At 65.9% G+C, this 13,349-nt stretch carries 12 protein-coding genes; 11 read left to right on the top strand and 1 reads right to left on the bottom strand.

Annotated elements, in window-relative coordinates; genetic code table 11:
• The first annotated feature begins 7 nt into the window (after positions 1–7).
• From bamA to LIG30_RS14960, 8 genes are all read left to right on the top strand, one after another.
• Positions 8–2,314 carry an outer membrane protein assembly factor BamA gene (bamA, locus tag LIG30_RS14995; protein ID WP_038713403.1) on the top strand — a complete coding sequence of 769 codons (2,307 nt, stop codon included), beginning with the start codon at positions 8–10 and terminating at the stop codon, positions 2,312–2,314.
• Between the two features lie 67 nt (positions 2,315–2,381).
• Positions 2,382–2,879, top strand: a complete 498-nt coding sequence (locus tag LIG30_RS14990) for an OmpH family outer membrane protein (protein WP_038713402.1) — start codon at positions 2,382–2,384, stop codon at positions 2,877–2,879.
• Positions 2,880–2,895: 16 nt separating this feature from the next.
• Positions 2,896–3,990, top strand: coding sequence for a UDP-3-O-(3-hydroxymyristoyl)glucosamine N-acyltransferase (gene lpxD / locus LIG30_RS14985; RefSeq protein WP_038713401.1), 1,095 nt, complete (start codon positions 2,896–2,898; stop codon positions 3,988–3,990).
• A gap of 122 nt (positions 3,991–4,112) precedes the next feature.
• The gene (gene fabZ / locus LIG30_RS14980) at positions 4,113–4,580 is read left to right on the top strand and encodes a 3-hydroxyacyl-ACP dehydratase FabZ (protein WP_038713400.1); all 468 of its coding nucleotides are present in this window, start codon (positions 4,113–4,115) and stop codon (positions 4,578–4,580) included.
• Positions 4,581–4,632: 52 nt separating this feature from the next.
• Positions 4,633–5,421, top strand: a complete 789-nt coding sequence (lpxA, locus tag LIG30_RS14975) for an acyl-ACP--UDP-N-acetylglucosamine O-acyltransferase (RefSeq protein WP_038713399.1) — start codon at positions 4,633–4,635, stop codon at positions 5,419–5,421.
• Positions 5,422–5,424: 3 nt separating this feature from the next.
• Positions 5,425–6,597: a lipid-A-disaccharide synthase gene (gene lpxB, locus LIG30_RS14970; protein ID WP_038713398.1), complete on the top strand. Its 1,173-nt coding sequence runs from the start codon at positions 5,425–5,427 to the stop codon at positions 6,595–6,597.
• Positions 6,594–7,247, top strand: a complete 654-nt coding sequence (rnhB, locus tag LIG30_RS14965) for a ribonuclease HII (RefSeq protein ID WP_038713397.1) — start codon at positions 6,594–6,596, stop codon at positions 7,245–7,247. The genes lpxB and rnhB overlap by 4 nt, the downstream gene beginning before the upstream one ends.
• A gap of 51 nt (positions 7,248–7,298) precedes the next feature.
• Positions 7,299–8,081: a TrmH family RNA methyltransferase gene (locus tag LIG30_RS14960; protein ID WP_038713396.1), complete on the top strand. Its 783-nt coding sequence runs from the start codon at positions 7,299–7,301 to the stop codon at positions 8,079–8,081.
• Positions 8,082–8,174: 93 nt separating this feature from the next.
• Here the strand turns inward: LIG30_RS14960 and ppsR are convergent, their stop codons facing one another.
• On the bottom strand, positions 8,175–8,990 hold the full coding sequence (gene ppsR, locus LIG30_RS14955) for a posphoenolpyruvate synthetase regulatory kinase/phosphorylase PpsR (RefSeq protein ID WP_038713395.1): 816 nt from the start codon (positions 8,988–8,990) through the stop codon (positions 8,175–8,177).
• Between the two features lie 384 nt (positions 8,991–9,374).
• On the opposite strand from ppsR, the gene ppsA reads away from it, so the two are divergent.
• The 3 genes from ppsA (at position 9,375) to LIG30_RS14940 (ending at position 13,312) form a co-directional block, all read left to right on the top strand.
• On the top strand, positions 9,375–11,774 hold the full coding sequence (gene ppsA / locus LIG30_RS14950) for a phosphoenolpyruvate synthase (RefSeq protein ID WP_038713394.1): 2,400 nt from the start codon (positions 9,375–9,377) through the stop codon (positions 11,772–11,774).
• Positions 11,775–11,896: 122 nt separating this feature from the next.
• On the top strand, positions 11,897–12,331 hold the full coding sequence (locus LIG30_RS14945; protein WP_038713393.1) for an NfeD family protein: 435 nt from the start codon (positions 11,897–11,899) through the stop codon (positions 12,329–12,331).
• 42 nt (positions 12,332–12,373) lie between these two features.
• Entirely contained in the window at positions 12,374–13,312 is a 939-nt protein-coding gene (locus tag LIG30_RS14940; protein WP_038713392.1) for an SPFH domain-containing protein, read from the top strand.
• Positions 13,313–13,349 lie beyond the last annotated feature (37 nt).

The following is a 13,349-nucleotide window of genomic DNA, read 5'->3' as shown; positions in this document are numbered from 1 at the left end:
ATCCACGTTGTTCAAACCTCAGCGCTTTGTACCTAAGACAGTTGCAGCCGCGGCGCTTGCCGCGCACGGCCTCGTGGCGCATGCAGCGGCACCGTTCGTGGTGCAAGACATCAAGATCGAGGGCTTGCAACGCGTGGAACCCGGTTCCGTGTTCGCGTACCTGCCGATCAAGCAGGGCGACACCTTCACCGACGACAAGGCATCCGAAGCGATCCGCGCGCTGTACGCGACGGGCTTCTTCAACGACGTCCGCATCGCGACGCAGGGCAGCGTCGTGATCGTGCAGGTGCAGGAGCGCCCGGCGATCGCGACGGTCGAGTTCACCGGCACGAAGGAATTCGACAAGGACAACCTGACGAAGGCGCTGCGCGCAGTCGGTCTCGCGGAAGGCCGCTATTACGACAAGGCGCTCGTCGACAAGGCCGAGCAGGAGCTCAAGCGCCAGTACCTGACGCGCGGCTTCTACGCCGCCGAGGTGACGACGACGGTGACGCCGGTCGACGCGAACCGCGTGTCGATCCAGTTCGCGGTGGCCGAAGGCCCGAGCGCGAAGATCCGTCAGATCAACTTCATCGGCAACAAGGCGTTCAAGACGAGCACGCTGCGCGACGAGATGCAGCTGTCGACGCCGAACTGGTTCTCGTGGTATACGAAGAACGACCTGTATGCGAAGGAAAAGCTGACCGGCGACCTCGAAGCAGTGCGCTCGTACTACCTGAACCGCGGCTACCTCGAGTTCAACATCGAGTCGACCCAGGTGTCGATCTCGCCGGACAAGAAGGACATGTACCTGACGGTCACGCTGCATGAGGGCGAGCCGTACACCGTGTCCGGCATCAAGCTCTCCGGCAACCTGCTCGAGCGCGAGGCGGAGCTGAAAAAGCTCATCAAGGTCAAGCCCGGCGACCGTTTCTCGGCCGAGAAGCTGCAGCAGACGACGAAGGCGATCGTCGACAAGCTCGGCGAATACGGTTACGCGTTCGCGACCGTCAACGCGCAGCCTGAGATCGACCAGTCGACGCACAAGGTGAACCTCACGCTGGTCGTCGATCCGAGCCGCCGCGTGTACGTGCGGCACATCAACATCGCCGGCAATACCCGCACCCGCGACGAGGTTGTGCGCCGCGAAATGCGCCAGCTCGAAAGCTCGTGGTTCGATTCGGGCCGCCTTGCGCTGTCGAAGGACCGCGTGAACCGTCTCGGCTACTTCACCGACGTCGACGTGACGACGGTGCCGGTCGAAGGCACGAACGACCAGGTCGACGTGAACGTCAAGGTCGCGGAAAAGCCCACCGGCGCGATCACGCTGGGCGCAGGCTTCTCGTCGACCGACAAGGTGGTGCTGTCTGCGGGCGTGTCGCAGGACAACGTGTTCGGCTCGGGCACGAGCCTCTCGGTCAACATCAATACGTCGAAGAGCTATCGCACGCTGACCGTCACGCAGGTCGATCCGTATTTCACGGTCGACGGCATCAAGCGGATCACGGACGTCTACTACCGCACGTACCAGCCGCTCTACTACTCGACGAACTCGAGCTTCCGCATCATCAGCGCGGGCGGCAACCTGAAGTTCGGCATCCCGTTCTCCGAGACCGACACCGTGTACTTCGGCGCGGGCTTCGAGCAGAACCGCCTCGACACCGATTCGAACACGCCGCAGAGCTACCAGGATTACGTGACGCAGTTCGGCCGCGTGTCGAACACCGTGCCGCTGACGGTCGCGTGGTCGCGCGACTCGCGTGACAGCGCGCTGATCCCGAGCCGCGGCTACTTCACGCAGGCGAACGTCGAATACGGTGCGCCGGTCGCGAAGATCCAGTACTACAAGGTCGACATGCAGGCCCAGTACTACTACTCGTTCGCGCGCGGCTTCATCCTCGGCATGAACCTGCAGGGCGGCTACGGCAACGGCATCGGCAACCCGTACCCGATCTTCAAGAACTACTACGCGGGCGGTATCGGCTCCGTGCGCGGCTATGAGCCGAGCTCGCTGGGCCCGCGCGATGCGAAGACGAACGACCCGATCGGCGGCTCGAAGATGGTCGTCGGCAACATCGAACTGACGTTCCCGCTGCCGGGCACCGGCTACGACCGCACGCTGCGCGTGTTCACGTTCTTCGACGGCGGCAACGTCTGGGGCAATGCGCCGGGCGGCAACAGCACGGGCGCGAACGGCCTGCGCTACGGCTACGGCGTGGGTCTCGCGTGGATTTCGCCGATCGGTCCGCTCAAGCTGAGCCTGGGCCTCCCGCTGCAGAAGCACGAAGGCGACCAGTACCAGAAGTTCCAGTTCCAGATCGGGACGGCGTTCTGACCGAACGGCTCATGACAACAGTATCGAGAGGGTAATTTTGCTAACCGGTAAGTTTTCGAAACGAGTAATGTGCGCGTTGTCCGTTGCGTTTGCGCTGGGCGCATCGGCGGCACACGCGCAGGACGTCGCCCGCATCGCGGCGGTCAATTCGGATCGGATCCTGCGCGAGTCCGCTCCCGCGAAGGTGGCGCAGACGAAGCTCGAAGCCGAGTTCGCGAAGCGCGACAAGGATCTGCAGGACATGGCGCAGCGCCTGAAGGGGATATCCGAGTCGCTCGACAAGAACGGCGCGTCGCTGTCGCCGTCGGATCGCGCGCTGAAGCAGCGCGACCTGTCCCAGCTCGACACGGATTTCCAGCGCAAGCAGCGCGAGTTCCGCGAGGACCTGAACCAGCGCCGCAACGAGGAGCTGGCGGCGGTGCTGGACAAGGCGAACAAGGTCATCAAACAGATTGCCGAGCAGCAGAATTACGACCTGATCGTGCAGGAAGCGGTCTACGTCAGCCCGCGCATCGACATCACCGACAAGGTGCTCAAGGCGCTCGCGTCCGGCTCGACGAACTGAACGGAGCGAACGACGAATGGCATTGACGCTTGAGGAACTCGTAAAGCGGTTCGGCGGCGAGATCGTCGGCGACCGCCTCTGCCAGGTTGGCGGCCTCGCGCCGCTCGATCAGGCCGGTTCGCAACAACTCGCGTTCCTCGCGAATCCGAAGTACCTGGCACAGGTCGAGTCGACCCGGGCGGGCGCGGTGCTGATCGCACCGAGGGATCTGGAGAAGCTGGGCGCGGCCGCAAGCGGCCGGCCGGCCGGCCGCAATTTCATCGTGACGCCGAATCCGTACGCGTATTTCGCGCGCGTCGCGCAGATGTTCATCGACCTCGCCGCGCCGCAGCGCCCGGCGGGCGTGCATCCGAGCGCAACGATCGATCCGGCCGCGCAGGTCGCGGCGAGTGCCGTGATCGGGCCGCGCGTGACGATCGAGGCGGGCGCGGTGATCGAGGACGGCGTGCAGCTCGACGCGAACGTGTTCATCGGGCACGGCACCCGGATCGGCGCCGGCTCGCACCTGTATCCGAACGTGACGATCTACCACGGCTGCCGGATCGGCCCGCGGGCGATCGTCCATGCCGGCGCGGTGATCGGCTCCGACGGCTTCGGCTTCGCGCCGGACTTCGTCGGCGACGGCGACGCGCGCACCGGCAGCTGGGTCAAGATTCCGCAGGTCGGCGGCGTGTCGATCGGGCCGGACGTCGAAATCGGCGCGAACACGACGATCGACCGCGGCGCGATGGCGGATACCGTCATCGACGAATGCGTGAAGATCGACAACCTCGTCCAGATCGGCCACAACTGCCGGATCGGTGCGTACACGGTGATCGCCGGCTGCGCGGGCATCGCGGGCAGCACGACGATCGGCCGTCACTGCATGATCGGCGGCGCCGTCGGCATCGCCGGGCACGTGAAGCTCGGCGACTACGTGATCGTCACCGCGAAGTCGGGCGTGTCGAAGTCGCTGCCGAAGGCCGGCATCTACACGAGCGCGTTTCCGGCCGTGGACCACGGCGACTGGAACAAGAGCGCCGCGATCGTGCGCAATCTCGACAAGCTGCGCGACCGGATCAAGGCACTCGAAGCCGAGCTCGCCGCCCGTGACGACGGCGCCGGCGCGTAACGCAGCATCATGAACCGGGCGGCCCCGTCGCGCGCCGCCCGGTTCGACCGACAGGGCCGAGCAACGGCCCGTATCAGCACTTGCAGTCACCACCGCGCAGTCTCTGCGTGAGACGAACCATCATGAGCACTGAAAAAATCAACCTCGACATCCACAAGATCCTCACGCTGCTGCCGCATCGCTATCCGATTCTGCTCGTCGACCGCGTGCTCGAGCTCGAGCCGCACAAGAGCATCAAGGCGCTGAAGAACGTGACGGTCAACGAGCCGTTCTTCACGGGGCATTTCCCGAAGCGGCCGGTGATGCCGGGCGTGCTGATCCTCGAGGCGCTCGCGCAGGCCGCCGCGCTGCTGACGTTCGCGGAAGAGCAGCCGAAGGATCCCGAGAACACGCTGTATTACTTCGTCGGCATCGACGGCGCGCGCTTCAAGCGCGTGGTCGAGCCGGGCGATCAACTGATCCTGAACGTGACGTTCGAGCGCTACATCCGCGGCATCTGGAAGTTCAAGGCGGTGGCAGAGGTCGACGGCAAGGTCGCGGCGGAAGCCGAGCTGATGTGCACGGTCAAGACGGCCGACGCGGCAGCCTGAGCGGCGCGCGCACACGAGCAACGCGACTTTTCACATTGAGAGGCAACGGCGCATGAGCAGGATTCATCCCACGGCGATTGTCGAGCCGGGCGCGCAGATCGACGAAACCGTCGAAATCGGCCCGTATGCGATCGTCGGCCCGAACGTCACGATCGGCGCGCGTACCACGATCGGTTCGCACAGCGTGATCGAGGGCCATACGACGCTCGGCGAGGACAACCGCATCGGCCATTACTCGTCGATCGGCGGGCGTCCGCAGGACATGAAGTACAAGGGCGAGCCGACCCGGCTCGTGATCGGCCATCGCAACACGATCCGCGAATTCACGACGATCCACACCGGCACGGTGCAGGACGCCGGCGTCACGACGCTCGGCGACGACAACTGGATCATGGCGTACGTCCACATCGGCCATGACTGCCGCGTCGGCAGCAACGTGATCATGTCGAGCAACGCACAGCTGGCCGGCCACGTCGAGGTCGGCGACTGGGCGCTTGTCGGCGGCATGTCCGGCGTGCACCAGTTCGTGCGCATTGGCGCGCACGCGATGCTCGGTGGCGCGTCGGCGCTCGTGCAGGACGTGCCGCCGTTCGTGATCGCGGCGGGCAACAAGGCCGAGCCGCACGGGATCAATGTCGAAGGGCTGCGCCGCCGCGGCTTCTCGCCCGATGCGATCTCGGCACTGCGCAGCGCGTACCGGCTGCTGTACAAGAACGGCCTGTCGCTCGAAGAAGCGAAGGTGCAGCTGCGCGAGCTGGCGCAGGCCGGCGGCGACGGCGATGCGCCGGTCCAGGCGCTCCTCGCGTTCGTCGACGCGTCGCAACGCGGCATCATCCGTTAAGCGATGCCGCCGCTCCCATCCACTCAGCTGCGGCTCGCCATGGTGGCCGGCGAGCCGTCGGGCGACCTGCTCGGCGCGTCGCTGCTCGGCGGGCTGCGCGAGCGCCTGCCGGCGTCGGCCCATTACTATGGAATCGGCGGTCAGCGGATGATCGCGCAGGGTTTCGACTCGTACTGGCAGATGGACAAGCTGACGGTGCGCGGCTACGTCGAAGCGCTGGGGCAGATTCCCGAGATCCTGCGGATTCGCGGCGAGCTGAAGCGCCAGTTGCTCGCCGAGCGCCCGGACGCGTTCATCGGCATCGACGCGCCGGACTTCAACTTCGGCGTCGAGCAGTCGTTGCGCGGGGCGGGGATTCCGTCGATCCATTTCGTCTGTCCGTCGATCTGGGCGTGGCGTGGCGGCCGGATCAAGAAGATCGTCAAGTCGGTCGACCACATGCTGTGCCTGTTCCCGTTCGAGCCGGCGATTCTCGACAAGGCTGGCGTGGCGTCGACGTTCGTCGGCCATCCGCTCGCCGACGAGATCCCGATCGAGCCGGATACGCACGGCGCGCGCATCGCGCTGGGCCTGCCGGCCGACGGGCCGGTGATCGCCGTGCTGCCCGGCAGCCGTCGCTCGGAAGTCGCGCTGATCGGTCCGACCTTCTTCGCGGCGATGGCGCTGATGCAGCAGCGGGAGCCGGGCGTGCGTTTCGTGATGCCGGCGGCAACGCCCGCGCTGCGCGAGCAGCTGCAGCCGCTCGTCGATGCGCATCCGCAACTGGCGCTGACGCTCACCGACGGCCGTTCGCAGCTCGCGATGACGGCCGCGGACGCGATCCTCGTCAAGAGCGGCACCGTGACGCTCGAGGCGGCGCTGCTGAAAAAACCGATGGTGATCTCGTACAAGGTGCCCTGGCTGACCGGGCAGATCATGCGCCGGCAGGGTTATCTGCCGTACGTCGGCCTGCCGAACATCCTGGCCGGGCGCTTCGTCGTGCCCGAACTGCTGCAGCATTTCGCGACGCCCGAGGCGCTCGCCGATGCGACGCTCACGCAGTTGCGCGACGACGCGAACCGCCGCACGCTCACCGAAATCTTTACCGAAATGCATCATTCCCTGCGGCAGAACACGGCCGCGAAAGCCGCCGAAGCGGTGGTCCGCGTGATCGAGCAACGCAAGGGGCGCGCATGACGGCGGCACGTGCATCGCGTCGCCGCGCGCCGGTCGACGCGCAGGGCGGCTTCGACTTCAGCCGGCCCGACGAGATCGTCTGCGGTGTCGACGAGGCCGGTCGCGGCCCGCTCGCGGGGCCGGTCGTGGCCGCGGCGGTGATCCTCGATCCCGCGCGGCCGATCGAAGGGCTCGACGATTCGAAGGCGCTGTCCGCGAAGAAGCGCGACGCGCTGTACGCGCTGATCGTCGAGCGTGCGCACGCATACTGCATCGCGTCGGCGAGCGTCGACGAGATCGATACGCTGAACATCCTGCACGCGACGATGCTCGCGATGAAGCGGGCGGTCGAAGGGCTCGTGGTCGTGCCGACGCTCGCGCAGATCGACGGCAACCGCTGTCCGACGCTGTCCGTGCGCAGCGAGGCGATCATCGGCGGCGATGCGCTGGTGCCGGGCATCTCGGCCGCGTCGATTCTCGCGAAGGTCACGCGCGACCGGATGCTCGTCGAGCTTCACGCGCAATTCCCGGTCTACGGTTTCAACGTCCATTCGGGCTACGGCACCGCGAAACATCTGGCCGCGCTGCGCGAGCACGGGCCGTGCGAGCACCATCGCCGCTCGTTCGCGCCGGTCCGCGCGGCGCTCGAGCTGGCGAACAGCTCGCGCTGACTGCGGGCTTGCGAGCGCGCGCCCGCTCGAACCCGAACCTTGAACAATCCGATGAAAGCCATCACCTCCCGCGACAATCCGCTCTACAAACGCCTGAAGGCGCTCGCGGGTTCGACGCCGCATCAACGCCGCAGCGGCCACGCGCTGCTCGAAGGGTTCCATCTGGCGAGCGCGTACCTCGACACCGGCGCGACGCCGGAGCTGTGCATCGCGACGGAGGGCGCGCTGCGCCACGACGAGGCGCAGCGGATCGTCGCACGGATCGACGCGCACCGGCTGGTGACGCTGCCCGATGCGCTGTTCGGGCAGCTGTCGAGCGTCGTCAACGGCGTCGGTTTCCTGCTGCTCGTCGATCGGCCCGCGCAGCCGCTGCCCGAGCAAATCTCGGACACCGCGCTCGTGCTCGACGGCGTGCAGGATGCGGGCAATGTCGGGTCGATCCTGCGCAGCGCGGCGGCGGCCGGCGTGAAGCACGTGTTCTGCGCGCCCGGCACCGCATACGCATGGTCGTCGAAGGTGCTGCGTTCGGGGATGGGCGCGCATTTCCTGCTGTCGATCCACGAGGACGTCGCGCCGGACGTGCTGGCCGCGCGCATCGGCGTGCCGATTGCGCTGACCGACTCGCATGGCGCGCAGGCGATCTACGATTGCGACCTGTCGGGGCCGGTGGTGTGGGTGTTCGGCAACGAAGGCGCCGGCGTGTCCGCGTTCTGGCGCGACGCCGCGACGCATCGCGTGACGATCCCGCAGCCGGGCGGCATGGAGTCGCTGAACGTCGCCGCGGCGGCGGCGGTATGCCTGTTCGAGCAGTGCCGGCAGCAGCGGGGCGCGTGACGCCTGTCGCCGCGCCGCGGTCGCCGCGAAATGCAGAAAAGCCGCGTTGAACGCGGCTTTTTTTTCAGGCGGAGGCGGCCGGTCGTGCCGCGCTCAGTATGACTGCCGGTCGATGCGGACTTCCTGCAGGATCGTGGTCGCGATTTCCTCGATCGACTTGTGCGTCGACGACAGCCACTTGATGCCTTCGCGGCGCATCATCGTCTCGGCTTCGTTGATTTCGTAACGGCAGTTTTCCGGTGCCGCGTACTTGCTGCCCGGGCGGCGCTCGTTGCGGATCTCCGACAGCCGCTGCGGGTCGATCGACAGGCCGAACAGCTTGTCGCGATGCGGGCCGAGCGCCGACGGCAGCTTGCCACGCTCGAAATCCTCGGGAATCAGCGGGTAGTTCGCCGCCTTCACGCCGTACTGCATCGCGAGGTACAGGCTCGTCGGCGTCTTGCCGCTGCGCGACACGCCGACGAGGATCACCTCGGCCTCGGACAGGTTGCGGTTCGACTGGCCGTCGTCGTGCGCGAGCGAGTAGTTGATCGCCTCGATGCGCTTCTTGTACTCGTCGGTGTCGGCGTTCTGGTGGCCGCGGCCCATCGCGTGGCTGGACTTGAGCTGCAGTTCCTGCTCGAGCGGCTCGACGAAGCGCTGGAACATGTCGAGCACGAGCGCGTTCGAGCGCTTGACGATGTCGTTCGACTCGCCGTCGACGAGCGTCGTGAAGACGATCGAGCGCCGGCCGTCGTGCACCGCGGCCTCGTTGATCTTCTGGACGGTCGAGTAGGCCTTGTCGAGCGAGTCGACGAACGGCAGGCGCACGAGGCGGAATTTCTGGTCGAACTGGGAGAGGATCGAGTGCGCGAAGGTTTCGGCAGTGATCCCGGTGCCGTCGGAAACGATGAATACGGTGGGCAGCATCAATCTGGGCGTCGAACGTGAAGGGCGGTTGTGCGGCCAGGCTGGACGCCGCATTCGAAACGCAATGTCGACGTCGCGCCACATCCGGCGGCCGGCACGGTAGAATAGCGGCAACCTGTTGGATAAGCAATTGCAGGGGGCGCATGCGCCGCATGCGGTTTTTCCCCGCATCTCCCCGCAATCAGTCAAAAATTCCCGGCAAGTTCGGCGATTCATGCATTTTTTCGCCTTTCTGCCGGGTTTTTTGCAAGTCGGGCCGGGTCACGGCCCGCGACGCGATTGTTTATCTAACAGGTTGCGCAAGACGCGAGGCGCCTTTTTGCAAGCGCCCGCGTTCGAGCCCACTTGCGCGATCGAGCATTTTTTTCACACTTAGGGGCTTCTATGACTAACGCAGCAAACGTCGCGAAGGATCAGGCGTATGTAATGCCGTTCGAGCAGTTGCGGATGACTGATGTGGAGATCGTCGGCGGCAAGAATGCGTCGCTCGGCGAGATGATCAGCCAGCTTGCCGAGGCAGGTGTGCGCGTACCCACCGGTTTCGCCACGACCGCGCTTGCTTTCCGCGACTTCCTCACGCACAACAACCTCACCGACCGCATCGCGAAGCGTCTCGAGTCGCTCGACATCGACGACGTGAAGGCGCTCGCCGAAGCCGGTGCCGAGATCCGCAAGTGGATCGTCGACGCGCCGATGCAGCCGCGTCTCGAGGAGGAAATCCGCGCGCAGTTCGAAATCCTGCAGAACAGCTCGCCGGAAGAGCTGTCGTTCGCCGTGCGTTCGTCGGCCACTGCCGAGGATCTGCCCGACGCATCGTTCGCCGGCCAGCAGGAGTCGTACCTGAACGTCGTCGGCATCGCCGACGTGCTCGACCGCATGAAGCACGTGTTCGCGTCGCTGTACAACGACCGCGCGATCTCGTACCGCGTGCACAAGGGCTTCACGCACGCCGAAGTGGCGCTGTCGGCCGGCGTGCAGCGCATGGTCCGCTCGGACGTCGGCGCGGCCGGCGTGATGTTCACGATCGACACCGAATCGGGCTTCAAGGACGCCGTGTTCATCACGTCGAGCTACGGCCTGGGCGAAACGGTCGTGCAGGGCGCGGTGAACCCGGACGAGTTCTATGTGTTCAAGACGACGCTCGCGCAGGACAAGTACCCGATCATCCGCCGCTCGATCGGCTCGAAGCTGATCAAGATGGAGTTCACGCAGCCGGGCGAGCCGGGCCGCGTGAAGACGGTCGACGTGCCGAACGAGCAGCGCAACCGCTACTCGATCACCGACGAGGACGTGATCGAACTCGCGAAGTACGCGGTCATCATCGAGAAGCACTACCAGCGTCCGATGGACATCGAGTGGGGCAAGGATGGCCGCGACGGCAAGATCTTCATCCTGCAGGCGCGTCCGGAAACGGTGAAGAGCCAGTCGCACGGCAAGGCCGAGCAGCGCTTCAAGCTGAAGGGCCAGTCGCAGGTGCTGGCGACGGGCCGCGCGATCGGCCAGAAGATCGGCGCGGGCCCGGTCCGCGTGATCCAGGATCCGTCCGAAATGGAACGCGTGCAGCCGGGCGACGTGCTCGTCGCCGACATGACCGACCCGAACTGGGAGCCGGTGATGAAGCGCGCGGCGGCGATCGTCACGAACCGTGGCGGCCGTACCTGCCACGCGGCGATCATCGCGCGTGAGCTGGGCGTGCCGGCCGTCGTCGGCTGCGGCGATGCGACCGACGTGCTGAAGGACGGCGCGCTCGTCACCGTATCGTGCGCGGAAGGCGACGAAGGCAAGATCTACGACGGCCTGCTCGAGACGGAAGTCACCGAAGTGCAGCGCGGCGAACTGCCGGAAATCCCGGTGAAGATCATGATGAACGTCGGCAATCCGCAGCTGGCATTCGACTTCTCGCAGCTGCCGAACGCCGGTGTCGGCCTCGCGCGTCTCGAGTTCATCATCAACAACAACATCGGCGTCCACCCGAAGGCGATCCTCGAGTATCCGAACATCGACCAGGATCTGAAGAAGGCGGTCGAGAGCGTTGCGCGCGGCCATGCGTCGCCGCGTGCGTTCTACGTCGACAAGCTGACGGAAGGCATCGCGACGATCGCCGCGGCGTTCTATCCGAAGCCCGTGATCGTGCGTATGTCCGACTTCAAGTCGAACGAGTACAAGAAGCTGATCGGCGGTTCGCGCTACGAGCCGGACGAGGAAAACCCGATGCTGGGTTTCCGCGGCGCATCGCGCTACATCGCCGAGGACTTCGCTGAGGCGTTCGAGATGGAGTGCCGCGCGCTCAAGCGCGTGCGTGACGAGATGGGCCTGGCCAACGTCGAGATCATGGTGCCGTTCGTGCGCACCGTGAAGCAGGCGGAGCGCGTCGTCGACCTGCTCGCGAAATACGGCCTGAAGCGCGGCGAGAACGGCCTGCGTCTGATCATGATGTGCGAAGTGCCGACGAACGCGATCCTCGCCGAAGAGTTCCTGCAGCACTTCGACGGCTTCTCGATCGGCTCGAACGACCTGACGCAGCTCACGCTCGGCCTCGATCGCGATTCGGGCATGGAACTGCTCGCAGTCGACTTCGACGAGCGCGATCCGGCGGTCAAGTTCCTGCTGAAGCGCGCGATCGATACCTGCCGCAAGCTGGGCAAGTACGTCGGCATCTGCGGCCAGGGCCCGTCCGATCACCCGGACTTCGCGCAATGGCTGACCGACGAAGGCATCGTGTCGATCTCGCTGAACCCGGACACGGTCATCGAGACGTGGCAGGCGATCGCCGCCCACAAGTAATCGTCGGCCACGATTCCCCGCCCGGACAGCAGCGGCAAGCTGTCCGGATGCGGGCGAACCGCAAGGTTCATGCTATAAACACCCCGGTAAGCACCGGGGTGTTTTCGTTTGGAGGGGACCACATGATGTCGGGGCATCTGTTCTGGTGGGTCGGGGGCGGCGTGCTGGTCGTGGCTGAGCTGCTGACAGGGACGTTCTACCTGCTGATGATCGCGCTCGGCTTCCTGGCGGGCGGCCTGCTGCACGCAGCGGGCGCCGCGCCGCACTGGCAGTTCGCGGCTGCCGCCGTCATCGCCGTCGTCGCGATGGTCGCGCTGCGCCGCTCGGGGCTCGGGCGCAAGCAGAAGCGCGACGCGTCGGCCAATCCCGACATCAATCTCGACATCGGCGCGACCGTCACGGTCGACGCATGGCATGGCCGCCATGCGCGCGTCCAGTACCGCGGCGCCGAGTGGGACGTCGAGCTCGCGGCCGGGGAGCGCGACGACGCGCAGGTTTATCAGGTGCATGCCGTGCGGGGGAGCTGTCTCGTCGTCGTCGCGAAACCCGGGGGCTGATCGTTCGGGAATCAACCACACATAACAAGGAGGGAACGCTTCATGGACTCGATGATCGTCTGGGTCGTGCCGCTCGTCATTGCGGCGGTGATCGTGTCGCAGACAGTGAAGATCGTGCCGCAGCAGCATGCGTGGGTGCTCGAGCGCTTCGGCCGCTATCACGCGACGCTGTCGCCGGGGCTGAACATCGTGATGCCGTTCGTCGACCGCATCGCCTACCGCCACGTGCTCAAGGAGATTCCGCTCGACGTGCCGAGCCAGGTCTGCATCACGCGCGACAACACGCAGCTGCAGGTCGACGGCGTGCTGTATTTCCAGGTCACCGATCCGATGAAGGCGTCGTACGGGGCGAGCAACTTTGTGCTCGCGATCACGCAGCTCGCGCAGACGACGCTGCGCTCGGTGGTCGGCAAGCTCGAGCTCGACAAGACCTTCGAGGAGCGCGATTTCATCAACCACAGCATCGTGTCCGCGCTCGACGAGGCCGCGGCGAACTGGGGCGTGAAGGTACTGCGCTACGAGATCAAGGACCTGACGCCGCCTAAGGAGATCCTGCATGCGATGCAGGCGCAGATCACCGCCGAGCGGGAGAAGCGGGCGCTGATCGCGGCATCCGAGGGGCGCAAGCAGGAGCAGATCAATCTCGCGTCCGGCGCGCGCGAGGCGGCGATCCAGAAATCCGAGGGCGAGCGGCAGGCGGCGATCAACCAGGCGCAGGGGGAGGCCGCGGCGATTCTCGCGGTGGCCGAGGCGAACGCGCAGGCGATCCAGAAGATCGCGCAGGCGATCCAGTCGCAGGGCGGGATGGATGCGGTGAACCTGAAGGTCGCCGAGCAGTACGTCGGCGCGTTCTCGAACCTGGCGAAAGCGGGCAACACGCTGATCGTGCCGTCGAACCTGTCGGATCTCGGTACCGCGATCGCGTCGGCGCTGTCGATCGTCAGGCATGGGGCGTCCGGCGTGCCGGCTGGCAAGGCCTGAGCCCGAAAGCCGTCGCGCAATGACAACGGCCCGCGTC

Origin of the sequence: Burkholderia sp. lig30, from assembly GCF_000687455.2 — a bacterium.
Lineage (GTDB): Bacteria > Pseudomonadota > Gammaproteobacteria > Burkholderiales > Burkholderiaceae > Burkholderia.
The sequence above is the reverse complement of the archived record's forward strand: the minus strand, read 5'-3'. Positions and strand labels throughout refer to the sequence as shown.